At 73.1% G+C, this 23,211-nt stretch carries 20 protein-coding genes and 1 pseudogene; 14 read left to right on the forward strand and 7 right to left on the reverse strand.

Going from position 1 to position 23,211, the window contains the following annotated elements:
• Positions 1-49 precede the first annotated feature (49 nt).
• The 3 genes from OG500_RS04590 to OG500_RS04600 all read right to left on the reverse strand — a co-directional run bounded on the left by OG500_RS04590 (position 50) and on the right by OG500_RS04600 (position 3,843).
• Positions 50-2,908: a type 2 lanthipeptide synthetase LanM family protein gene (locus OG500_RS04590; RefSeq protein WP_329576823.1), complete on the reverse strand. Its 2,859-nt coding sequence runs from the start codon at positions 2,906-2,908 to the stop codon at positions 50-52.
• Positions 2,909-3,020: 112 nt separating this feature from the next.
• Positions 3,021-3,224 carry a DUF6229 family protein gene (locus OG500_RS04595; protein ID WP_327065059.1) on the reverse strand — a complete coding sequence of 68 codons (204 nt, stop codon included), beginning with the start codon at positions 3,222-3,224 and terminating at the stop codon, positions 3,021-3,023.
• Positions 3,225-3,351: 127 nt separating this feature from the next.
• Complete coding sequence (locus OG500_RS04600; protein WP_329576826.1) at positions 3,352-3,843, reverse strand: FBP domain-containing protein; 492 nt, start codon at positions 3,841-3,843, stop codon at positions 3,352-3,354.
• Positions 3,844-3,913: 70 nt separating this feature from the next.
• Here OG500_RS04600 and OG500_RS04605 point away from each other — a divergent pair, with 70 nt between their 5' ends.
• On the forward strand, positions 3,914-4,483 hold the full coding sequence (locus OG500_RS04605) for a TetR/AcrR family transcriptional regulator (protein WP_329576829.1): 570 nt from the start codon (positions 3,914-3,916) through the stop codon (positions 4,481-4,483).
• 78 nt (positions 4,484-4,561) lie between these two features.
• Positions 4,562-5,743, forward strand: coding sequence for a GDSL-type esterase/lipase family protein (locus tag OG500_RS04610; RefSeq protein WP_327065062.1), 1,182 nt, complete (start codon positions 4,562-4,564; stop codon positions 5,741-5,743).
• A gap of 42 nt (positions 5,744-5,785) precedes the next feature.
• On the opposite strand, the gene OG500_RS04615 is transcribed toward OG500_RS04610, so the two are convergent.
• Entirely contained in the window at positions 5,786-6,406 is a 621-nt protein-coding gene (locus OG500_RS04615; protein WP_329576835.1) for a hypothetical protein, read from the reverse strand.
• A gap of 108 nt (positions 6,407-6,514) precedes the next feature.
• Entirely contained in the window at positions 6,515-6,853 is a 339-nt protein-coding gene (locus OG500_RS04620; RefSeq protein ID WP_329576838.1) for a class I SAM-dependent methyltransferase, read from the reverse strand.
• Positions 6,854-7,007: 154 nt separating this feature from the next.
• Between OG500_RS04620 and OG500_RS04625 the strand changes: the two are divergent.
• A pseudogene (locus OG500_RS04625) lies at positions 7,008-7,399 on the forward strand (recombinase family protein); the annotation flags it as partial.
• 18 nt (positions 7,400-7,417) lie between these two features.
• On the opposite strand, the gene OG500_RS04630 reads toward OG500_RS04625, so the two are convergent.
• Positions 7,418-8,641: a helix-turn-helix transcriptional regulator gene (locus OG500_RS04630; protein WP_329576841.1), complete on the reverse strand. Its 1,224-nt coding sequence runs from the start codon at positions 8,639-8,641 to the stop codon at positions 7,418-7,420.
• Positions 8,642-9,059: 418 nt separating this feature from the next.
• Between OG500_RS04630 and OG500_RS04635 the strand changes: the two genes are divergently transcribed.
• The 4 genes from OG500_RS04635 to tgmC all read left to right on the forward strand — a co-directional run bounded on the left by OG500_RS04635 (position 9,060) and on the right by tgmC (position 12,315).
• Positions 9,060-9,443 (forward strand): hypothetical protein, encoded by a 384-nt coding sequence (locus OG500_RS04635; RefSeq protein WP_329576844.1) that lies wholly within the window; start codon positions 9,060-9,062, stop codon positions 9,441-9,443.
• A 531-nt stretch (positions 9,444-9,974) separates the two neighbouring features.
• Positions 9,975-10,238, forward strand: a complete 264-nt coding sequence (gene tgmA, locus OG500_RS04640) for a putative ATP-grasp-modified RiPP (RefSeq protein WP_329576847.1) — start codon at positions 9,975-9,977, stop codon at positions 10,236-10,238.
• A gap of 11 nt (positions 10,239-10,249) precedes the next feature.
• A complete protein-coding gene (gene tgmB, locus OG500_RS04645) occupies positions 10,250-11,203 on the forward strand; it encodes an ATP-grasp ribosomal peptide maturase (RefSeq protein WP_329576850.1) in 954 nt (317 codons plus the stop codon).
• On the forward strand, positions 11,200-12,315 hold the full coding sequence (tgmC, locus tag OG500_RS04650; protein WP_329576852.1) for an ATP-grasp peptide maturase system methyltransferase: 1,116 nt from the start codon (positions 11,200-11,202) through the stop codon (positions 12,313-12,315). Before tgmB ends, tgmC begins: the two co-directional genes overlap by 4 nt.
• A gap of 106 nt (positions 12,316-12,421) precedes the next feature.
• Here the strand turns inward: tgmC and OG500_RS04655 are convergent, their stop codons facing one another.
• On the reverse strand, positions 12,422-12,796 hold the full coding sequence (locus OG500_RS04655; RefSeq protein ID WP_329576854.1) for a VOC family protein: 375 nt from the start codon (positions 12,794-12,796) through the stop codon (positions 12,422-12,424).
• A 312-nt stretch (positions 12,797-13,108) separates the two neighbouring features.
• Here OG500_RS04655 and OG500_RS04660 point away from each other — a divergent pair, with 312 nt between their 5' ends.
• From OG500_RS04660 to OG500_RS04690, 7 genes are all read left to right on the forward strand, one after another.
• Positions 13,109-13,288, forward strand: coding sequence for a thiazolylpeptide-type bacteriocin (locus OG500_RS04660; RefSeq protein ID WP_327065068.1), 180 nt, complete (start codon positions 13,109-13,111; stop codon positions 13,286-13,288).
• A 104-nt stretch (positions 13,289-13,392) separates the two neighbouring features.
• Positions 13,393-16,056 carry a lantibiotic dehydratase gene (locus OG500_RS04665; protein WP_329576858.1) on the forward strand — a complete coding sequence of 888 codons (2,664 nt, stop codon included), beginning with the start codon at positions 13,393-13,395 and terminating at the stop codon, positions 16,054-16,056.
• Positions 16,057-16,112: 56 nt separating this feature from the next.
• On the forward strand, positions 16,113-17,246 hold the full coding sequence (locus tag OG500_RS04670; RefSeq protein ID WP_329576863.1) for a lantibiotic dehydratase C-terminal domain-containing protein: 1,134 nt from the start codon (positions 16,113-16,115) through the stop codon (positions 17,244-17,246).
• Complete coding sequence (locus tag OG500_RS04675; RefSeq protein WP_329576866.1) at positions 17,243-19,111, forward strand: hypothetical protein; 1,869 nt, start codon at positions 17,243-17,245, stop codon at positions 19,109-19,111. Before OG500_RS04670 ends, OG500_RS04675 begins: the two co-directional genes overlap by 4 nt.
• The gene (locus tag OG500_RS04680; RefSeq protein ID WP_327065072.1) at positions 19,108-21,003 is read left to right on the forward strand and encodes a TOMM precursor leader peptide-binding protein; all 1,896 of its coding nucleotides are present in this window, start codon (positions 19,108-19,110) and stop codon (positions 21,001-21,003) included. The genes OG500_RS04675 and OG500_RS04680 overlap by 4 nt, the downstream gene beginning before the upstream one ends.
• Positions 21,004-21,070: 67 nt before the next feature.
• Positions 21,071-22,693, forward strand: coding sequence for a thiopeptide-type bacteriocin biosynthesis protein (locus OG500_RS04685; protein WP_327065073.1), 1,623 nt, complete (start codon positions 21,071-21,073; stop codon positions 22,691-22,693).
• A 117-nt stretch (positions 22,694-22,810) separates the two neighbouring features.
• Positions 22,811-23,209: a nuclear transport factor 2 family protein gene (locus OG500_RS04690; RefSeq protein ID WP_327065074.1), complete on the forward strand. Its 399-nt coding sequence runs from the start codon at positions 22,811-22,813 to the stop codon at positions 23,207-23,209.
• Positions 23,210-23,211 lie beyond the last annotated feature (2 nt).

The raw sequence follows: 23,211 nt of genomic DNA on the forward strand, positions 1-23,211 counted from the left end.
CTACCCGCCGGTCTCCTGGCGGGTAGGCCCCCGCGTGCAGCGGCTCCGATCACTCCCCCGCGCGGCCGAGCAGCAACGGGGAGGCCAGCCGCTGTTCGGGGTGCATCCGCAGCAACAGGTGGACCACACCGGCCAGTCCAGGCAGCAGACCCGGCGAGAACGCCTCGCGGGCCAGTCCGCCGATCGCGCCGTGCTCCTCCAGGCCGCTGAGCAACTCGGCGTCGGCGGCACCGCGGTCCTGGTGCACCGGGGGCACGGCCGAGGGATGGCAGGCGCGCAGCGCCGCGAGCAGCTCCCACAGCCCCAGGTCCCCGTGGCACAGCGTGTGGGTCCAGCCGAAGCCCTCGCGCAGCGCGGCCGGGCCGGCCCGGCGGGCGGTCTCCAGGTGGGCCGGATCCCCGGTGCGCCGGTGGAGGTCCGCGGCGGCCAGCCCGATGCCGGTGGCACCGTGGCACCAGGCGGTGGCGTGGTCCACCCCGCTGGTCTCCCGCAGGTCGGCCCAGGCGGCCGCCTCCCGCGAGTACAGCGATCGTTCGAAGTCGAGTGCCCGGTCGGCGAGTTGACGCCAGCGCTCGCGATCCGCCGGCGTTCCGGCCGGGCTGAGTGCGAGCCTGGTGAGCGCCCAGCCCATGCCGGTGGCGCCGTGCGCGAAGCCGCCCACCGCCGCCGGGAAGAGCGCGGTGGGCCAGCGCGCTCCGCGCTCGTCCAGCACGGCCGTCCGCTCCAGGTGCCGGCCCGCCTCGGCGGCGGCCGCCAGCCAGCGCTGCGCCCCGGTGGCCGCGGCGAGCCCCAGCAGCGGCACGACGGCGCCGGCCGCGCCGCCGAGCACGTCCAGTGCCCGGTCCTGGCCGATCCGCTCCGCGTCCAGCAGTGCGGCCCTGGCCTGCGCGCGCTCCAGCAGCCAGCCCTCCCCGAGGACTTCGTGCAGCGTCGACCAGGTCCACAGCTGGGAGGCGAGGCCGGTGAAGCCGCCGATCTGCCGGGTGGGCACCTGGTCCTCGGTGGCGGCGAGCACCCGCAGGGCGCCCCGCAGCAGCTCGTCGAGCCCCGCCACCTCGTCGGCCCGGCCGGCGGCCTGTTCCTGCCGGTACTGGGCCAGCGCGAGGACGACGCCGCCCTGCCCGCTGTAGAGGTCGGCGGTCAGCGGGCGGATCGCCCAGCCGACATCGGTGAGTACCGGGCTGATCCAGGTGGCCGTGCCGTCGCGGCCGCGCACGGCAGCGGCGCCGATGGTGCGGACCGCCTCGGCGGCCAGCCGCCGGCGGCGCTCCTCGGCCCGGCGCAGGTGCGGTGCGGTGGCCGGTTTCGGTGTCCGCGCGGGCAGTTGGCGCTCGTTCAGGTAGGCGCCGACCAGGGCGCCGCGGATCACCTCCTGCTCCAGGGCGAGGTCGGCCGCGCGCCAGTCGGTCAGCGCGGCCGCCAGGGTGGCCGGATCCACCAGCATGCTGAAGACCGGGACGTCGCCGAGCAGCAGGTCGTCGATCTCCGCCTCGATCTCGGCGGCCTGCCGGGGTGCGACCGGGTTGCCCTGCGCGTTGCGGGCCAGGATGTCCCTGGCCCGGGTCAGCGCGGCGGCCGGATCGTGCAAGGAGGCCGGGTGCCAGAGCATCCGGCCGATCTCCATGTACGCCTGGGTGGGGCGGCGGATCAGCCGCACCTCGCAGCCCTCGAAGGCACCGAGCACGCGGCGCAGTTCGCCCTGGTCGTCGAGTCGGCGCAGTCGCGCGGTCAACTCCTCGAAGCCGCCCAGGACCTGCTGCCAGTGCCGGGCCAGCACCGGCGCGGGGCTCGGGTGGTTGCGCGAGGCCCGGACCTCGACGGCGGTCAGCTCCATCCGGGCGCTGTCCCGCCCGCCGTCCACGATCACCGGCATCGGGATCCGCGGCTGCTGACCCGGCAGGCCGCCGGCCGCCGAGAGGTCGACCCCGGCCAGCGTGTAACCGTCCAGGCGCAGCGGCAGGATGCCGGTGCGCAGCACGGTGCTGCGCACGGTGCGGGCGGCCAGGTCGACCGCGTCGCCACGGCCGCTGGGTTCGGTGGGCGGATCAGGGGTGAACAGGCTCTCGGCGTCGACCACCACCGGCACCGGACCGTGCGCGAGCAGGTTCTCGGCGTGCAGGTCGGTGCCGCCGACCAGCCGCATGACGGCCAGCCAGTGGCCGAGGTTGCAGTAGAACAGGGCGAGTTCGGCCTCGCTCGCGCAGTACACGTGCTCGACGTGGGCGGCCCAGCCGTACGGCTCGCCGCCCGGGTCCAGCCGGGTCAGCACGGTGGGCACCCGGATCGGTGCGGCCTGCCCGGCCGGGAGCACCGCGGTGAGCAGGTCCCGCAGCGCCGCGTCGACCTGCAGCGAGCGGGGTTTGTACATCACCGTGCCGCCCTCGAACCGCAGCCGGGCCACCGCGTGCCCGCCCCGGTGCTGGTCGCCGGCGCCGGGTTCGAGGTCGAGCAGCGGCCCGGCGGGCGCGCCCAGCAGCTCGCCGAGCGCCGCCCGGTCGGCCACCAGGCGCCGGGCCATGGTGAGTCCGGCGTCCAGTTGCAGGCGCCCCGCCGCGCGGACCCGCTCGTGCAGCACGGGGTAGCGTTCGCGCAGCCCGTCCAGGTAGTCGACGGTGCTGGCGCGCCGCAGGAAGCTGTGCCAGCGCTGCGCCTCGTCCGCGCCCGCCAGCTCACCGGCCAGCGCCGCGGCCCGCAGCTCCAGCAGGAGGACCCGGTTCAGTTTCAGCTGGAGGGAGCGCGACAGGCTGGTGCGCAAGGCGGTGGCCAGCACCTGCCGTTCGCCGGTGGCCAGGCCGGTCAGCTCCGCGAGCCGGTGTTCCAGCTCGGTGAGCAGCGGGGCGGCCAGCGCCTGCACGGGCTCGGCGAACCAGCCCTCCTCCAGCGGCGCGGCGACGGCCTCCTGCGTCATGGTGCGTCCTCTCCGGGCGGTCCTCGGCCAGGGCCCGGTCCGGCCCTGGTCTCCTGACGGGCGGCGCTCCCGCGGTGCGGGACCGCGGGGGCGCCGCCCTCGTACTGCCTGGTCAGCAGCAGTAGCTGTGCAGCGAGGCGCTACAGCTGCTGCAGTGGGTGAGGATGCCTTCGTAGGACTCGGCGAGCGCGGCCTCGGCGGCGGCGCCGCCGACGTAGAGCGGGCCGGCCGGGTTGGCCAGGCCGTCGACGCCCTCGGCGCCGCTGAGCCAGGCGGCGACCAGGGCGTCGGTGCGGGATCTGGTGAACATGGTCATGTCACTCAACTCCGTTCCGGGACAGCACAGTTGTCCGGTCACGGTAGAGCGGCATCTCCACTTCAGCTGCTGCGAATTCCAGCCATATCCACAGCAGTTTTTCCGGGCCGCCGAGCCGGCCCTCGGCTCAGGCGGTCACCTTCTCGATGAACGCCGCGAGGTTGGCCACGGTGCGCTGGATCTTCTCCTCCAGGGTGAGCGACTCGTGCAGCCGCGCCCCGGCGCCCGCCTCCTTCTTGCCCCGCACGTACAGCGAGCAGGCGAGGTCGTTGCAGATGTAGCCGCCCACCGAGTTGCCCTGCTGCCCGGCCTTGCCCGACTTGCGGGCCACCATCAGGGAGACACCGCCGGTGTGGGCGGTCAGGCAGAAGGAGCACATGCTGCGCCGCATCTGCCAGCCGGCCGGGCTCGGGCAGCGCAGCGCGACGGCCTGCGGCCCGCCGTCCAGCTCGGCGACGAGATAGGCGCGGTCCGGCGCCTGTGGATCTCGCCAGCCGAGGTAGTCCAGATCGTCCCAGGGGCGCTCGGCCAGGTCACGCGGGACGGCCAGCCGCTTCACCTCACCCTTGGTGCAGTTGACGAAGGCGGCACGGATCTCTTGCTCGGTCAGTGGCTTCATACAACGCAGGCTAATTTGCCTAAAAGCTTTAGGCAAATGCATAATCGGCACGTCGATTGAGAGGCAGGCTATGGCACGCGTAGGACTCACCCCGGAACGCCTGACCCAGGCGGGAGCGGAACTGGCCGACGAGGTCGGCTTCGACCAGGTGACCGTCTCGGAACTCGCCAGACGGTTCGACGTCAAGGTCGCGAGTCTCTACTCGCACGTCAGGAACTCCCACGACCTGAAGACCAGGATCGCCCTGCTCGCCCTGGAGGAGCTCGCCGACCGGGCCGCCGACGCGCTCGCCGGACGGGCCGGAAAGGACGCGCTGACCGCCCTGGCCAACGTCTACCGCGACTACGCCCGCGAGCACCCCGGCCGCTACGCCGCCACCCAGTACCGGCTCGACGCGCAGACCGCCGCCGACAGCGCCGGTGTACGGCACTCCCAGATGACCCGGGCGCTCCTGCGCGGCTACGACCTGACCGAACCCGACCAGACGCACGCCGTCCGGCTGCTGGGCAGCGTCTTCCACGGCTACGTCAGCCTGGAGCTGGGCGGCGGCTTCAGCCACAGCGCCCCCGACAGCCAGGAGAGCTGGAACCGGGTACTGGACGCGATGGACGCGCTGCTGCGCAACTGGCCCGCGGCCTGAACCCGGCCCGGCCGACCCGATCACCAGCACGCCCGACCACCATGCACGACCACCACCACGAACGACAGGCTGAGCCCCATGTCCCTGCCCACCGGCACGCCCGGCTGGATCACCACTCCCGTCACCGCCGACCTCCTGCGCGGCGCCCTCGACCTGGAACACACCGCTCACGGCGTCCTCCCGCACCGGCTGCCCGCCCGAGCCCGCGCCCAGTGCACCGACGGGCAGCTCGCGATGGCCGAGGCCCAGCCCTCCGGCGTCCGGCTGGTCTTCCGCACCCGGGCCACCACCGTCGAGCTGGACACGCTGCCCACCAAGCAGGTCTACGTCGGCGCCCCGCCCCGCCCGCAGGGCGTCTACGACCTGCTCGTCGACGGCCGGCTCAGCGGACAGGGCAGCGTCGACAGCGGCAACACCCTGACCATCGACATGACCACCGGCAGCGCCGAGCACCGGCCCGGCGCGCCCGGCACGCTGCGCTTCACCGGCCTGCCCGCGGACGCCAAGGACGTCGAGATCTGGCTGCCGCACAACGAGACCACCGAGCTGCTCGCGCTGCGCACCGACGCCCCCGTCGAGCCCGCACCGCACCGGGGCCGCCCGGTGTGGCTGCACCACGGCAGCTCGATCAGCCACGGCTCGGGCGCCCCGAGCCCCACCACCACCTGGCCCGCGCTGGCCGCCTCGGCCGCCGGTGCGGAGCTGATCAACCTGGGCTTCGGCGGCAGCGCCCTGCTCGACCCGTTCACCGCCCGCGCCCTGCGCGACACCCCCGCCGACCTGATCAGCGTCAAGCTCGGCATCAACCTGGTGAACACCGACCTGATGCGCCTGCGCGCCTTCACCCCCGCGGTGCACGGCTTCCTGGACACCATCCGCGAGGGCCACCCCGATACGCCGCTGCTGGTCGTCTCCGCCGTCCTGTGCCCCATCCACGAGGAGACGCCCGGCCCCAGCCTCCCCGACTTCAGCGCGCTCGCCGGCGGGCAGCTGCGGTTCCGGGCCGCGGGCGATCCGGCGGAGCGCGCGAGCGGCAAGCTGGCCCTGGGCGTCATCCGGGAGGAGCTGGCCCGGATCGTGGCGCAGCGCTCGGCCGAGGACCCGAACCTGCACTACCTCGACGGCCGGGAGCTGTACGGCGAGGCCGACTACGCCGAGCTGCCGCTGCCCGACGAGCTCCACCCGGACGCCGCCGCCCACCACCGCATCGGCGAGCGCTTCGCCGCGCTGGCCTTCGCCGCCGGTGGCCCCTTCGGCTGAGGCGCGGGCGGGGCGCGGGCGGGGGCGGGGCGTGTGTGGTGGTCAGGCCAGCAGCTCGCGCCCCTGCTCGAAGAAGGCCACCACGCCGTCCACGCCGCCGAGCTCGCGCAGCGTGACCGCCGCGCCGAACGGTGCGTTCCAGAACGGCCCCTGCGGCACGGCGTGCGGGCCGACATAGGCGTACGGCTCGGCCTGGAAGGCGTCCCCCGGCGAGACGCCGTAGTTGACCTCCGCCACGGTCACCGCGATGTCGAAGTGCTCGGGCCAGATCACCGGCTCGGCCTGCGGGAAGAGCCGGCGCAGCGCAGCGTCGCCGACCGCGAAGGCCTGCACGATCTGCTGTGCGGCCTGCGGATCGACCTCGATCGGGTCGTGCGGCGCGGCACCCGAGCCGTCCTGGTAGAGCCCGGCCGGCGCACCGGGGCTCACCCCGATCGCAGCCCCGAGGGCGGCACAGGTGGTCCACTCCAGGAAGAGCCGCTCACCGGCCGCCACCAGCTCCGCACCGACGACCTGCACATGCGGCTCGGCGGTGGTGGCGAAGCCCCCGAGGGCGGCGCGCAGCCTGATCGTGCCACTGGCGCGGTACTGCGGGCCGGCCAGCACCAGCTCGGCGACGGCGTGCAGGGCGCGGCGGGTGCGGACGAGCGTGTGGATATCCATAGCGGCATGCTCCCTCACCACAACCCGCGACGTCATACCGGGTGGGCGCACCCGCGCGGCGCGAGGGGCAGGGAGCGGTCGGCTCGACCCGCACTGTTTCCCTCCGGTTCACCCTGGTGGCCGACGGGCCCCAGAAGAGCGCGTGCCCCCCGTCGCCCTCCGGAACGTACTCCTCGCCGACGAGCTCCAGCCCGGCGTCCACCAGCCAGCCCCGGCTGGTGGCGGCGTCCGGGTGGCTCCACCACATCGCCGCGCCGCCACCGAGCCAGTTCTCGTCGGTGCCGGTCCACGCCCGGCGCCCGGTGGTGCAGAGCAGCAGGCGCCGGGCCGCAGCCAGGCCGCGATCCGCCCGAGGAGCCCCGGCTGTTCCGCGAGCGGGATGTGGATGAGCGAGTACAGCGCCACCACGGCGTCGAAGCTCTCGGCTGGCAGTTGCAGGGCGGTCACGTCCGCCGGCCCGCGAGGACGCAGAACTCGTTCCCCTCCGGATCTCCCGGCACACAGAACTGGATGTTCTGGAGTGTGAGAGATGGCAGCGGCATCTGTGCTGGTCAAGGGCCCGGAAGCTGGTCAGCGGCAAGGCGCGCTCCCCAAGTGGGACATGGAAGATGCGCGCAACCCACTCTCCGGCACTGTGTTCACCGAGACCCTTCGGGGCGTCCGGTGCATCCGACTGTCCGTCCTGACGGACGAGACCACCAGCCCCGAGCGTCAGCGGGAGGCGTGCGACCACGTAGCTGGAGAGTTGCAGGTCACGTTCGGCAGGGTGACGCGCTGCGCGAAGCGGTGGACCTTGACGTCAGCGCGTCCAAGACGTCCCCGTGGGAGCGCCCGCAACTTCCCCGCTGGCTCAGCAACCCGCAGGCGTACGACGCGCTTGTGTTCTGGCGGTTCGACCGTGCCATCCGGTCCATGGGGCACATGTACGCCCTCGCCAACTGGGCGCGCGAGCACGGCAAGGAACTCATCTTCGCCGAGGGTCTGGGCGGGGCCATTTTTGCGTTCGCTCTGTCAATCGCTCGACGGTGCTATCTGCAGGCGCATTCCTTCATAGACTTCTCTGAGGTCTCGCGCATCGGAAATCTTTCGCACTTCTACTGCTTTGACGACTTCGAGGGCGCGCCAATGGTTGGATGGCGCGACTCGACCAGATAGCATAGCGCGCTGTGCCGAATTGCATGCTTCATCCAATCGATTAGTGGCCACCAGGGAGAGCGCCAGGTCGATATTGGCGGATGCCACCCGGCGAGGCCATTTGCTAACGTCCTCCGAGGGCGAGAGCCGCGAAATAACTTCCCGCGCATACGCTTCGGCTGCCGGATCGCCGAGCCATGCAAGCGTGGTCGCCGCATAAGCGAGTGACTTGGCTGGATCGTATTGGAAATGATGTTCTGGCCGATTTGGAGTGCCTAGCGCAGCGGAAAGTGCTTGCACTCGATCTATTGCGGAATAGGTCTCGGCGGAATATCCCAATCGTGCAAATGCTCGCCCCTGCTGCGCAAGTGACTGGATTTCAACCGAGCTTCCGACGGGCGCCAACTGTTGCGCAGTCTCGCTAAGTTCTGCCGCTTTGGAGTAGTCGCCGTCAGTGAGAACCCGCCAAGCATCAGTTTCAAAGCACCAAGCCTGAATTTCTGAATTCTCGGCATGCTGAGCTAGAGTCATCGCCGTTCGCAGTCTCGCCGTTGCTGCGTCTTGCTGATTGAGATCAATGTGCAGAGTTGCGCCAAGAAGAGAGAACCAGCCGCCTATCACGAGTAGCTGCCGATGTTCGGCGAGAGTCTTTTTTGCGTCCATGAGCTTGGCTACATAGAGTGCATATTTCCGCACCTGTCCCAGGAGTTCCTGGGGGGCTACGGTCGGATATTTGATTGCCAGGTCATGAAAAGTCAGCTCAAGGCGTTCAAGCGTTTCCTTGCCCACGTCGCTGGCAGACACCCTGCGCGCGAGCTCCAACGCTTCGATCTCATCGTCATATTCCAGCGTAATGACGGGGACACTTTCGTCCCGTGAGATCTTCGGAGCCGCTGCGGTGTGCAGGAGAGAGTCAAGCTCAATTAGCGTGACTCGCAAGACCTTGGCCAGGGTCGGGCGCTGCCAATCCTGGGGGTCTACCTTTCCGCTTTCCCATCTCGCCACAGTAGAGCGATCCACACCCAGATCCTGAGCCAAGGACTCCTGAGTGAATCCAAGGGCCTTTCGCCTTTCAACAAGGGCCCTGCGCCGCTCTGCCATGCCGCCTCCCGGTCTCTGACTACCCGTTCTAGCAGGTCAGAGCACTCGATGCAGAGACTCTGAGACATGGATGCCACACGGATGCGTCATCCCTGCTCTGTCCAAGGGCGAACGGCAGCCCTGTACTGGTGAATCACACAGTCCGGCGCTGATCGGAGGGACAGCAGTGAAACGCCCAAGCATCGTGACCGGTGCCCTGGCCGTGGCGGTTGCTCTCGGACCCGCCGCTCTGGTGCTCGCCCTCGCCAAGCTCGACCCGTACACCGCGCGGCTGGGTGTGGTGGTTCTTCGCCCTGGCGGTCGCCATGCTCGGCATCGTGTACGGCGGAGACTGGGAAACCTGGTGGCGCCGAAGACGGGCCGCCCGGCGATCCCGGTTACGGGTCACGGTTCGCCACGTTCGTCCCGGAGATCCGCCGTGACCCTCGCTGCCGAGGTGCTGCCCACGCTGGCCGATATCGGCGCGGGACGGCTGCCGGAGCCGCCCGAGGCCAACGACGGGAACCCGTGGGCGGCCGGGGACTACTGGCTCTACTGCGGGCGCACCTCGGTTCGCGTGCTCTGGCTCGGCCCGGTGACCGCAGCCGGCGGAATCACGGCCGGGCTGCTCGCCTGCGCCGACTGCATATCGACCCTGCACGGCAAGGCAGTGGCCGCGATGGCCAAGCGGGACAGCCGGAGGACCGAGCCCACCCACCGTGCTTGGCACGTTGACATGGCGGCCGTCCGTGCGCGCTTCGCCCGTCGGGACAGGGTCACCAACCCGGACGCGCACCAGAACGGCATCCACCTGGCGGCCTGACAGCCCGGCCCGCCCCTCATGCCCCGGCCGCCTGCGCCGCCGGAGGAAGTACAGCCCCCGTCCCGGTGACGGGAATTGGACGGCCCGGACAATCGGGGCGGGGCACAGACGAATCACGGCATGGAGCGGAGATGCACAAGTGCCCCGAGGGCGCCGGACACACGGTCGAGACGACCACAGAACCCGGTGCCCTGCAGAGTGGTCCGGGCGGCCCGGTTTGGCGGTGCCTGACCTGCGGCCGATGGGGCGGTGTCATGACCGCCGAGTGGGCCGTGCTGTTCCCCGGTGAACCGGTGCTGTTCCCGCTCGGCTGGACGGTCCCCGGCGAGTCGGCCCCGCTCCGTAAGGCACGTCCCCTCGGGCGCGGGTAGCCGCATCCCATGAACTCCCGTTCCGGCGGGCGGGGAAGGGTCAACACCCCCGCCGGGACGGGGCCCAACCCCACATTGCCTGTTCGCACCCGGCAACAGACCGGAGCGGGCAAGGTGGGTTTTTCGCACCTCCGAGCAACACCGAGACGTAGGAGGAAAGTTGAGCACCGCTACCGAACTCGCTCCCGTCGCCCCGTGGGGCATGGGGCGTATGGCGCCGCTGCGCAACGGTGAGCCGTCGCAGTGGCAGTACGCGGGGTTGCACCCCGCGACGCAGACCGGCCTGTGGTTCGGCGAGGACGGCACCATGACCCCCGCCGAGCTGGGCAAGCACGGCACGTCCGTCGGCACCTACCCGCCCACCCAGGTCGGCAAGGACGGCAAGGTTGACGGAGACTCCGGCCACGACGCGACGCAGGACTAGGAGGTAACGCCATGGACGGACGCCCGGTGCTGGTCTCCACCGAAACCGAGGACCCGACCGCCGATCTGGTCATAGCGGAGTTGAACCGGCGCCGGGTGCCCGTCCTCCGATTCGACCCCGGACGTGACTTCCCGACCCGCGCGACGCTGGCCGCCTCGATCACGGCTGACGGCTGGTCGGGAAGTCTCACGGTAGGCAAGCGGACCGCCGATCTCTCCCGCGTCCGTGCGCTTTATCACCGGCGGCCGAACCCGTACACCCCTGACAGCGAGCACCAAGCCGACCGGTTCGCCGCACAGGAGAACCGTCGGGGGCTCAACGGAGTGCTCGGCGTGCTTCCGGGCTGTCTCTACCTGAGCCACCCGCAGGCCATCGCCCGCGCCGAGTACAAGCCCGCGCAACTTTCCCTCGCCTCCGGGCTCGGGTTGCTGGTCCCGGCGACACTGATCACCAACAACCCGGCCGAAGCGAAGCTGTTCGCCGCCGCGCAACCCACGATCTACAAGCCCTTGCACGCCGGGGCTTACCACGTGGACGGTGAACCCGCCGGTATCTGGGCGGCACCGGTCGAGCCGGGGGAGATCACCGACGCCGTGAGCAACTGCGCCCATCTCTTTCAGGCGCAGGTGCCGAAGTCCGGCGACGTGCGCGCCGTGGTGGTCGGGGGGAGGGTGTTCTGTGCGCTGATCACCGCACCTCCCGGGGTGGTCGACTGGCGCAGCGAGTACCGGAACCTGAGTTACGAACCCGTGGTATGCCCCGAGCCGGTTCGGGCCGCTCTGCTCCGGTTCCTCGGTGAGTTCGGTCTGCGCTTCGGGGCGTTCGACTTCGCCGTGACCCCTGAGGGTGAATGGTGGTTCCTGGAGTGCAACCCGAACGGTCAATGGGCGTGGTTGGAGCACGCGGCGGGCCTGCCGATCACGTCCGCCATCGCCGATCTTCTGGAGAACGGAGTAAACGAGTGAGCGAGTCCGAAGGGCTGCGGGCGGTGCTGGCCGCACAGCTCAAGGAAGCGGAGGTGATCCTGACCGCCGAGTGGGAAGCGGCGGTGCTGGCTGTCCCGCGTGAGGCGTTCCTACGGGACGGCTGGTTCGAGTACGACGGCGACGGGTGGTATCGGCCCGTGTCGCTGGAGAGGTCGCCCGAGCTGATCGGCCGCGTGTACGAGGACGACACGTTGGTGACGCAGCTCGCCGGCTGCGTGGTGCCCCGGCAGGTCGAGGGCCGGTTGGCGCAGGTGCCGACGTCGTCTTCGACGCTGCCCGGCCTGGTGGTCCGGATGCTCGAAGACCTGCGGGTGCAGTCCGGCATGTCCGTGCTGGAGGTGGGAACCGGCACCGGATACTCAACTGCGTTGCTGACGCACGTCCTTGGCGACGACCAGGTGACGTCGATCGAGGTGGACGCGGACGTGTCGGCGCGGGCGTCCGTGGCACTCGGCGGACTCGGGTACTGGCCCGAACTGGTGACCGGTGACGGGCTCGCCGGTCACGCCAAGGGAGCGCCGTATGACCGAATCATCGCCACATGCGGAGTCCGGACCGTTCCAGCCGACTGGATCGCGCAGACCCGGCCGGGTGGCGAGATCCTGGTGACCGTGGGCGGCTGGATGAATGCTTCTGAGCTGGTGCGGCTCACGGTGGCCGAGGACGGCACGGCAACCGGTCCGGTGCTCGGCGGCGGTGTGTCATTCATGCTCGCCCGCCCCCACACGCCCCCGCCGCTCGGCATGCTGCCCCCGCTCGACCAGGGCGAGGCCCGTCCGGCGGGCATCGGCGCTGACGTGCTCGACCAGTGGGCAGCGCGGTTCGTGGCGCAGTTCGCAGCGTCCACGGCGCAGTACTTCGCCATGCCTCGGAACGGACGCACCGAGCACGTGTTGGTAGACGTGGACGGCGGGTCATGGGCCGTGGTGTTCGAGGACGGGGGCCGGTGGCTGGTCCGGCAGGGCGGGCCGGTCCGGCTCTGGGACTCCGTTGCCGAACTCATCACCCGGTGGCGCGTCGCGGGTGAGCCCACGGGCGAGCGGCTGCGGATAATCGTCAGCGCCGAGGGCCAGCGGATCGAATGGGACTGAGCGCGGAAGTTCGGGCCCTGGTCCGGTAGGCCCCATGTACGACGATGCCCCGTGCGGTCTCTCCGACTGTGCGGGGCCTCTTGCGTTCTCTGACGTGCCGGTATGCTCAGCAGAACTGGTAGTCAGGTGTGTTGGGGTCGACGAGGACCACCCAGCTCTCGTCGCCCTGGCCGACGTAAGCGGTCCGCGCGCCCAGCGCGAGCAGGCGGCCGACCTCCTCGTCCTGCTCCCGGTCGGCCGGGGAGAGGTCGATGTGGAGCCTGTTCTTGACAGTCCTGCCCTCGGGCACCCGCGCGAAGGTCAAGGTCGGCGGCACCGGGCCGCGCTGGCTCCCGGCCCCGGGCGTCACCGGCGGGCCGATGGTGACGACTCCGTCCTCGTCTTCCTCTCGCGCCTCGTAGTCGAGGACCGAGCACCAGAACCGCGCGAGAGCGTCGGGGTCGGTGCAGTCGATCGCGAGCTCGGTGAACCTACTGGTCATGGCAGAACCTCCCGGTCGGGCAGCGGATCACACCCTGGCCGCAGCGTTCGTGAACACCCCACCCGTGCCGGGAGATCCGTGCTGCCGCCGTGTCAGCGGCGCGTCATCGCGGCGCCAGTCCACGGACATACCGTGCGACAGCGGCCTGACCTGAAGCAGTATCTGACGCTCGTTCAAGCAGTGTCGGCGCCAGGCATATCGGGGCAGAAGGGCCGGTGCATTCCGGCTTAAAGTCGCTCTCGATCAGCGCTTGATCGGTTCCACCCCGGGGTAGGTCCCCGGTCCACCGCCCCAACCGGAAGGAGATCCACCATGTCCGACCTCCACGAGACCCCGAGCTTCGAGCTGCAGGACCTCGACCTGAGCGACCTCACCGTCACCTCGCTGCGCGACAGCGCCGCACTGCCCGAGGGCGGCGCGTCGTGGGGTTCCAGCTCCTGCCAGGGCTCCTCGTCCTGTGCGCAGCAGAACCACCCGTACCCCACGGCCTGACCTCGCCGTCACGGTCCGACAGCTGACAGCCTCCTCGGGGCACCCGGCCACCACCGGGTGCCCCGAGGGCGCAGCGAACCCGGCACGAACGAAGGAGGGGTGTGATGACCACGTACGCCACGGAGCCGGCCCGCCGGGCGGTCGGCTACGCCGTTCACCGCGCACCGTACGCCCTGGTGCGCGCCACCGTGCTGTGCCACCCCGCCGAGCACCCCCGAGCCACGGCGTTCCGCGCCGAGGCATCCGAACTGACCCAGATCGAACGTGAGTTGGCCGAGCTGCGGCCACTGCTGGGCGACGCCCTGTACGCCAGTGCGGCCGGCCACCCGCAGGACTTCCACCACGAGGTGGTGCTGCCGCTGCGGCGCTCGCTGCACCAGGGGCGCGAGCCCCGCCCCGCGCTGCTGCAGCGCCTCGGCGAGCTGCCCGCGCGGGTGCCCGAGCTGGCCGCCTGGCTGGCGCTGCGCCGGCGGCAGGAGGAGCTGCTCGCCACCACGGACACCACCGCCGCCCGCGCCTTGGCCGCCGAGCGCGAGGCGCTGGCGGCGCTCTGCCGGGAGCCCGCGCTGGCCAGGGCGGTCGCGCTGACCAGCGGCGACCTGCTGCGGGCCGTCGAGCGCGCCGGGGCGGGCAGCACCGACAAGCGGGCCCGCAAGGAGGAGCCCGGGGTGCTGCGGTACGCCCTGCGGGCCAGCACCAAGACCAGTCCGCTCTCCTGGTTCACCGCCGTCGGCTGGGGCCTGCTGACCGCCGCGCCCACCGGACCGGGCCAACCGGAATACGCCAGCACCGAGTTGGCCACCGGCCCGCTGACCGCGGTGGTGAAGGTCAACCGGGCGCTGGTCAGCGCGCTCAGCCAGGCCCTGCTGGACTCCCCGCGCCGACGCGCCGGGCTGCCGCACCGGATCACCAGCACCGCGCGGATCAGCGACGGGCAGGCGGCCTACGCCCGCAGCCGGCTGGAGTTCGCCGGCGGCCGGTTCCTGATCAGCTCCGAGGACGAGGTCGCGCTGGCCGCCACCGGGCCGCTCTCCTTCGTCACCGAGCAGAGCCACACCCCAGCCGCACTCGACGAGTTGACGCAGCGACTGAGCGCCGCCCTGGCCGGTCCGCCGAACGGCGCGGCGGCCGCCGGCTTCCTGGCGCGACTGACCGAGGCCGGCCTGCTGCTCCCCAGCGAGCCGCTGGACCCCCAGGAGGGCGAGCCCCTGACCCGGCTGGCGCAGTGGCTGCGGTCCTGGCCGGAGGACACCGAACTCGCCGACCGGATCGAGGAGATCGCCCGGACCACCGCACGCTTCGCCCAGCTGGCCGCCGACCGCCGACCGGCCGCGCTCGCCGATCTGGAGACGCGCTGGACCGAGGTGCTGGACCGGGCGGGCCGCCCGGTGCTGGCTCAGGGCGCCGCGCTGAGCGTGCTGTCCGAGGACGTGGTGGCACCGCGGGCGCTGCGCCTGGACGGGCAGCTCAGCACCGCGGACACCGAGGCGCTCACCGAACTGACGCCGCTCGCCGAGTTGTTCGACACCGGCCACGTGGTCCGCCGGATCGTCCGCGACCGCTTCGTGGCCCGCTACGGGGTGGGTGGCAGCTGTCCGCACCTGTGGGAGTTCGGCGCCGAGGTGACCGCGGCCTGGGAGCAGGCCTGGCAACTGCCGCTCCTGGTCCGGCAGCCCGGTGAATTCCCCGACAGCCTTGCCGAGTTGGCCGACCTGCGGACCAGCGTGCGAGCCGCTCTCCGCGGCGGGCGGACGGCGGACGACGGCCTGCGCAACGTCGAGCTGCCCACCGGCCTGGTCCAGGGGCTCGGCGCCCGACTGCCGGCCTGGGCACTGGAACGCCCGCTCAGCTACTCCTACTTCGTCCAGCGCGACAGCGACGGCGAGCGGCTCTGCGTCAACCAGGTGTACGGCGGCTGGGGCCGGTTCACCAGCCGGTTCCTGGACGCGCTGGAACCCGGCGCCACCACCGAGGTCGCCCGGCAGATCCGCCGGGGGCTGGGCCCCGGGGTGCGGGCCGCCCAGGTCCGGCCGGTCGGCGGCTTCAACGCCAACCTGCACCCGCGGCTGCTCCCCGACGAGATCGGCCCCGACCGGCGCTGGGCATCGATCGGCGAGGCCGATCTGGAGCTGGTCCACGACCCGGCCGGCGACCAGGTGCGGCTGCGGCTGCGCGACACGGGCGAGTGGCTGGAGGTGGTGTACGCGGGCTTCCTGGCCCCCGTCATGCTGCCGCAGCGGCTGGCCCCCCTGCTGTCCGACCAGCCGCACGGCGTCGTCGACTTCCGCGCGCTGCTCCCGCAGGCCGTGCTGACCGCACCCGGCGGCGCCCAGGTGGTCCGCACGCCCCGGCTGACCTACCGCCACCTGGTGCTGCAGCGGCGTCGCTGGCAGCTGCCCGCCGAGGCGGTCGCGGCGCTCGGCGCCGAGCTGGGCGCCGGCCGCGAGGTGCCGGTGGCGACCACCGCCCGCTGGCGCGCCCGGCTCGACCTGCCCGAGCAGCTCTTCCTGCGCCCGGCCCCGGCCGCCTCGACGGGCTGGACCGCCGACGATCTGCTCACTCGACTGCGCCAGCCCAAGCCGCAGTTCGTCGACCTCGGCAATGCCCTGCACCTGCGCTGCCTGGGCCGCTGGCTGGCCCGCAACCCGCACGGCGTGGTGCTGGAGGAGGCGCTGCCCGCACCCGGCGGGCAGCACCGGCCCACCCGGGCGGTCGAGTTGGTGGCCGAGACCTACCGCGCCGGCCGGCCCACCGGGCTACCGTCGTGACCGTACCCGGCCCCACCACGACCCGCCGTCCCGATCGCCGCGAGCAGGAGTCACCCGTGTCCGACGAGAGCGCCCGCGACCTGGTCGCCTACTACCACCAGCCGGTCAAGGGCCCGTTGCTGCGCGAGGCGGTCCTGCCGCTCGCCGAGCGGTACGCGGCGCAGGGGCTGACCGTCCAGGTGGAACGGCACTGGCTGCACGGCCCGCACCTGCGGCTGCGGATCGACGGCCCGCCCGAGCAGGTGGCCGCCGCGGCCGAGCAGGGCGCGAGCACACTGCGCGGCTGGCTGCACGCGCACCCCTCGCGCAGCGACCGCAGCGAGGCCGAGCTGCTCGCCGAGGCCGCGCAGGCGGGCAGCATCGAGCTGATCCCCCCGCCCTACAGCCCGGTGGTGCCCGACAACACCGTCCGGATCGAACGCGTCGACCGCACGGCGCTGCGCACCCTTCTCGGCCCCGACGGCGCCGCCCTGCGCGACGACCTGCTGCGCCTGGGCCTGCCGGCCCTGCGCGCGGGCTCGGAGTTCCTCGGCGAGCACGGCGACGGCAGCACCGCCCGGATCCAGCTGCTGGTGTCGGCGCTCGCCGCGCACGCCGCCGCGCATCCCGACTCGCTGGTGGGCGGCCACTACTCCTACGTCTCGCACCTGGAGGACTTCCTGGTCCACGACGACCAGGACGGCCGGCTGCGGCAGGCCTTCGAGCAGCGCTGGCAGGACTCGCGGGAGGCGGTGACCGCCCTGGTCGAGCGGATCGCCGCCGGGGACCTGCTGGAGCGCGAGCGGCCCTGGGCCCGCTGGTCGGCCGACGCCTGGCAGCTGGCGGAGCGCCGACTGGAGGATGGCGCCGAGTTGCACGGGAGCCCGGCGGCGTACCAGGAGCGCGCGGCGGCCACCGGCGATCCGGCCCAGCTGGAGCGCTGGAGCCCCGACCTCCGCACCCGGTACAGCGAGTTCCACCAGCTGCTGCGCCGCTCCGATCCGCAGGGGTCGATGTTCCGGCGCCCCGACTACCTGGTCTACCGCGCCTGCACCAACGGCCTCTACCGGCTCTTCACCATCTGCGACGTCCGGCCGCTGGAGCGCTACCTGGCCGCCCACCTGGTGGTCCAGGCCGTGCCGGTCCTCACCGGACACCGCTGGCGCGACCGGCTGGACGAGGTCGCCACGGCCGTCGAGGCCGCCTCGTGAGCACCACGGTCGAACCCGGTACCGAGGACGGCACCGAGAACGGCGCCACCGACGGCGCCACGGACGACGACGCCGCCAGCGCCACGGACGACGCCACCGACGGTGTCGCCGCACTGGCGGGTCAGCAGCTGCGGCCGGGTGTCGCGGTCACTCCCCTGCGCGACGGGCTGCACCTGCGGGGCTGGCGCGCCGCGGTCACGCTGGAGGGCAGCCGTGCGCTGCCCGCGTTGTGGCAGCTGCTGGAGCAGGCGCTGCGCACCGGCGACCACGCCGCGCTGACCGAGCGCGCCCCGGCCGGTTCGCCGCTGCGCACCGCGCTGAACACCCTGATCGACCAACTGCACGCACACGACCTGCTGGTGGTCCGCAGCGATGCCGCCTCGCCGTGGCTGCGCGCCGCCGCGGCGGACCCGACCGCGGCGGCCGCGGCCATCGCGGCGGCCCGCCCGCGGGTGCTGGCCGCCGACCCGGCGGGCCCCTTCGCCCAGGCCGCCGCCCGGGCGCTGCGCCGCGCGGGGGCCGAGCCGAGCCTCGCCGCCGGGCCCGCCGGGCTGCTCCTGCTCGCGGACGGACCGGGCGGACCAAGCGGGTCGGACGGACCGGGCGGACCGATCGCGGTCGCGGCGCTGACGACGGCGGACGGCGGCTTCGTCACGGCGCCCGGCAGCCCCGGGCAGGCCGCTGCCGACGCCGCGGCACTCACGGCCCGACTCGGCCTGACGCCGGACGCCGGGCCGGGCACGCCGAGCACCCTCACCACCCTGGTGGCCGCGGCCGCCGCCCAGCAGCTGCTCTGCGCCGTCGCCGGGCTGCCCGATCCCGCGCACGAGGGCGAGGACCAGCGGGTGCTGCCGGACCGGCCCGCGGCGCTGGTCGCCGACGCCCGCCCGCTGCGGGCCGACCACCGCAGCTGGTTCGGCCCACAGGTGCTGGACCCCGACCGCGCCAGGCCGCTCCCCGAGCCAGCCACCCTGGAGCAGGCGCTGCGCCGGGTGACCGCCCTCGGGGACGAGCGGGTCGGGGTCCTCGCCCCGGCGCTGCCCGGCGCGCTGCCGCAGCTGCCCGTCGCGATGGTGACCTGCGCGCAGCCCGGGGGCACGCTCCTCGCGGCCGGCGCGCGCACCGATCTGGCCCGGCTGGACGCGCTCTGCCGGGCGGCCGAACTTCGGCTGAGCGACGGCGAGTCCGAGGTGACGGTCGGCGCGAGCGCGGGCCACGCCTGGGGTCGCGCGCTGCGCCGGGCGGCAGCGCGCACCGCGGCCGACGGTCGCCCCGGCGAGCTGCTGCCCCCGGAGTCCTGGGGAGCGCACCCGCAGGCCCGGCACTGGTGGCGCACCTTCGTCGAATACATCGACACAGAAAGCGAACTGATAGTCCGTCAGCTCAACACTGCGGTGTACTCCGCCACCGTCCGCGCGGCCGGCCGGCCACTGGGCCACGCGATCGAGGCGACGCCCGGCGACGCCGCCACCTTCGCGGCGCTGGGCGCGCTCGCCCGTACCATCGGCGAACGTCTCGCCCCGGCGCCCCGCCGACTGTCGCTGCCCAGTGGCGCCTCGGCCCCGCTCGCGGTCGCCGGACTGGAGCTGACCGGCTGGGAGGACGAGGGCTGGACGACCGGCTGGCTCGCGGACCTCGCCACCCGCGAGCCCGCCCTGCACGCCGACCTGCGCCGGGCCACCACCCTGCGCGCCAGCGCCTGGACACCCGAGACCGCCGTCGACACCGATACCGCCACCGATGCCGCCACCGCCGCCGAAACCGCCGCTACCGATGCCGCCACCGCCACGGACGCCCAGGCAGTGCTCGTCGCCCTGCACAGCTGCGGCTTCACCGTCCTGCGCACCCCCGGAGCCGCCCGATGAGCGCACCGCCCGCCCTCCCCGTCCTCACCGGTGCGGCTGCCCTCGCGGCCACCGAGGGCTCGGCCGTCGTCCTGCTGGAGGAGTGGAGCCTGGGCCTGGCCGAGGAGTTGAGCCGGCACGCGCTCCAGCACTCCGTGCTGTACGTCCCGGTGCGCCGCGACGGCGCGCTGACGGTGATCGGCCCGGTGCTGCGCCCGGGGGCGGCGGCCTGTCTGTGCTGCACCGACTACCAGCGACTGGCCACCACCGGCGGCCGGGTGCCTTGGCAAAGCCCGCAGTTGGCGCTCGCCGGGCCGGCCGCACCGGCCCTCGACGAGGCCGCCATGGCACTGGCCGCCGACCTGCTCGCCGACCCGGATGCGCCACCGGACCCGGCCGTGGACCGCCCCGGCGCGACCGTTCACCTACTGCACGGCGCCCGGGCCACCTGGTCCACCCACCGGATCCGTCCGATCGGCGGCTGCCCGGTCTGCGCCCCGCTGCCCGCCGACGCCCCCGCGGACGCCGAACTGCCGCGCGTCGCCCGTCCGATGGCCGACCCGACGGTACTGCGCGGCCCCAACTCCCGTACCGGCGCCGCCGGCTTGCGCGGCGCCCTGTACGACACCCGGTTCGGCCCGGTCCGCCGGCTGATCCGCACCGAGGACTCGGCGTTCAGCCTGACCAGCGCCTACCCCACCGACGGCCGGGCGGTGGACGACGGCGGCTACGGCCGTGCGGACGACTTCGAGAGCAGCGAACGCGTGGCGCTCTTCGAGGCCGTGGAGCGCTACACCGGGATGCGCCCGACCGGCCACCGCACCGTCCTGCGCGCCTGCTACGAGCAGTTGGGCCCCGACCGCGCGGTGGACCCGGCACGGCTGGGCCTGCCCGACCCCGCCTACCACGGCCACCCGGCGAGCCGCACCGTCCCCTACACCCCGCAGCTGGAGCTGGACTGGGTGCACGGCTGGTCGCTGACCCGGGAGCGCGCACTGGCCGTCCCCGAGCACGTGGCCTACTGGGACGTCCCCGACCCCGACCGGCCGCGTGTCGTCTACGAGTCCTCCAACGGCTGCGGGCTCGGCAACAGCCCCCAGGAGGCCGTGCTGTACGGCCTGTTCGAGGTCGCCGAGCGGGACGCCTTCCTGATGGCCTGGTACACCGCCACCCCGCTGCGCCGGATCACGCTGCCCGCCGACGACCCCGGGCTGCGGCTGCTCGCCGACCGCACGGCACTGCTCGGCTACCAGTTGCTCCTGCTGGACGCCACCAACGACTTCGGCATCCCGGCTGTCCTCGCCGTCTGCCGCTACCAGGGCGAACACCCGGAGGCACCAAGGGTGTTCCTCGCCGCCGGCGCCCACCACGACCCGCGCAGCGCGATCCGGGCGGCGGTGGTCGAGGTGGTCACCACCGTGCACGCCTGCGCACGCCGCTCGCAGAGCGAGGAGCAGCCCTACGCGCCCGAGCGGCTGCGACCGATGCTGACGCAGCCGGAGCTGGTCCTGGGCCTGGAGGACCACGTCGGCGTGAACACCCTGCCCGAGGCGCAGTCGCGGCTGGCCTTCCTGTTCGCCGACACGCCGGAACTGGACTGGCGCGAGGCCTGGCCCGGGGCCCCGGAGCCGGTGCCCGACCTGACCGAGCTGCTGGAGCGCACCGTCCGGCGGCTGGCCGGGCTGGACCTGGAGGTGATCGCGGTGCGCCAGGACGAACCCGGGATCCGCGACCAACTCGGCCTGTACAGCGCGAAGGTCGTCGTGCCCGGTTCGCTGCCGATGACCTTCGGCCACGTCAACCACCGCACCCGCGGACTGCCCCGGCTGCTGGAGGTCCCGCACCGGCTCGGCCGCACCGAACGGCCGCTGTGCTACGACGAATTGACGATCCATCCGCACCCGTTCCCCTGAGCCTGCGCCGCCCCCACCGCACCAGCGCCCAGACCGCCCCCGCGATGCCGACAGACCGAGGACCCTCATGCCCGACTGGGACAGCTTCCACCTCCACCTGCACAGCGGTACCGCGGCGGTGGACGGCTTCCTCACCGCCGAACTGGCCCCGCTGCTCGACGGCCTGGTCGCGGAGGGGCGGGCCTCGGCCTGGTTCTTCATCCGCTACGGCGAGGGCGGCCCGCACCTGCGGATCCGGGTGCGCGACCTGAGCCGGTCCGACTCCGCCGAGCTGGCCGCCACGCTGGGCCGGCTCGGCAAGGCGCTGCCCTCCCTAGACGGCCCCTGGGAATCGAGCCACGGCGAGCTGCGGCTGGTGCCCTACGTCCCCGAAACCGAGCGCTACGGCGGCGAGTCGGCGCTGCCGGAGGCCGAGGAGGTGTTCGCGCTCTCCTCCCGGGTGGCGGTGCTGGCGCTGGAACCCGGGCCGGGCGCCTCCCAACGCCTCGCGCTGGGCATCGACCTGGCCCTGACCACCGCGCTCGCGCTCGGCCTGGACCGGCTGTCGGGCGCCCAGTGGCTGCGCAGGCAGGCGTCGGGCTGGCGCTGGGTGACCGAAGTCCCGGTGCTGCCGGGCGCCACGGTGCACGCACGGGTCAACTCCGTCTTCGCGCTCCAGCACCAGGCCCTGGTGGGCCGTGCCGAAGCCCTCTGGACCGACCCCGCGCAGCAGGCCGCCCCCTGGCTCACCCGCTGGGCGGAGCGGGTGCGCGCCGCCACCGTCCGCGAGCCGTGGGTGTGGGCCTCCCACCTGCACATGCTCTTCAACCGCCTCGGCATCACCCCCGACGAGGAGCGGGCCGTCTGCCGGCTGGCGGCCCGCGCCCTGCTGGACGCGGGCGAGCCGCCCTCCTTCTTCCCCGAGGGCCACCGCGCCCCGGACCACCAGTACCTGGAACGCAGCAAGTTCCAGGCCGGCCGCCCCCAGGACAGCGCGCTGCGACTGCTGCCACCGGAGGCGTCGACCGCGCTCGGCCGCCCCGGGCCGCGCGATGTCGCGCTGCCCGCCGGCCCGCCGCCCACGTCCTCGCTGCACCAGGCGCTCACCGAACGGGTCACCGCGCGCGGCCAGTTGACCGGACCGCTGGCCGCCGACACACTGGGCACCCTGCTCTGGTCCACCCTCGCCGAGAGCCACCACAGCGAGCGGCTGCTGCCCGACGGCACCCGCTACGTCGCGGCGCACCGTCCCTACCCGAGCGCCGGCGCGCTCTACACCGCCCGGCTGCGCCTGATCGCCCTGGACGTCCCGGGCCTGGCCGCCGGCACCTACGACTGCGTCCCCGAACAGCGCGCGCTGCGACCGATCGGCCCCGCCCCGAGCATCGACGAACTCACCGCGCTCTCCTCCTACTTCTCCCGCCCCGCCGGCGATCCCGACCTGGTGGGGATCGCCGAGGTGCCCGCGGTGCTGGGCCTGCACCTGGAGTTCGGCCTGCTGCGCGGCCGCTACGGCCTGCGGGCGCTGCGCCTGGGCCTCCTGGAGGCCGGTCACCTCGCCCAGACGCTGCTGCTCACCGCGACCGCGCTCGGCCTGCGCAGCGTGCCGCTGTCCGGCTTCCTCGACGACCTGGCCCACGAGCTGTTCGGCCTGGACGCCACGGACCAGCCGCTGCAGTACCTGCTCCCGCTGGGCCGGCGCACCGACTGAGCGAGCGGGGCCGCGCCGCGCGCCCACCGCGCGGGGCGGCCCGGCCAGTGCCGCGTCCGCCGGGCTCCCTGCCGCGGCTGCGCCCCGGGCTCCGGGCTCAGGTGCTACTGTCCCGCCATGTCCAAGATCGAGATAGACGCGGCAACTGCCGAGTTCTTCGGCGCCTTTGACAACCGCGGCGGCCGGTCCGCCGACGTGGACCGGATCCGCCGGCTGATGCTGCCGAGCGGGGTGATCGTCAACACCGGTGCGCACTTCACCGTCTACACGGTGGAGGAGTTCATCGAGCCCCGCCGGCAGCTGCTGAGCGAGGGGCGGCTGGTCGAGTTCTCCGAGTGGGAGACCTCCGAGCGCACCGACATCGCGGGCGACATCGCCTGCCGGTTCGGCGAGTACCGCAAGTCCGGGACCCTGGACGGCGAGCCGTACGAGGGGGTGGGGACCAAGACCTTCCAGTTCGTCCGCACCCCGGAGGGCTGGCGGATCGCCGCGTTCTCCTGGTACGACCAGCCCTGACC

It is taken from the genome of Kitasatospora sp. NBC_01250, from assembly GCF_036226465.1.
Lineage (GTDB): Bacteria > Actinomycetota > Actinomycetes > Streptomycetales > Streptomycetaceae > Kitasatospora.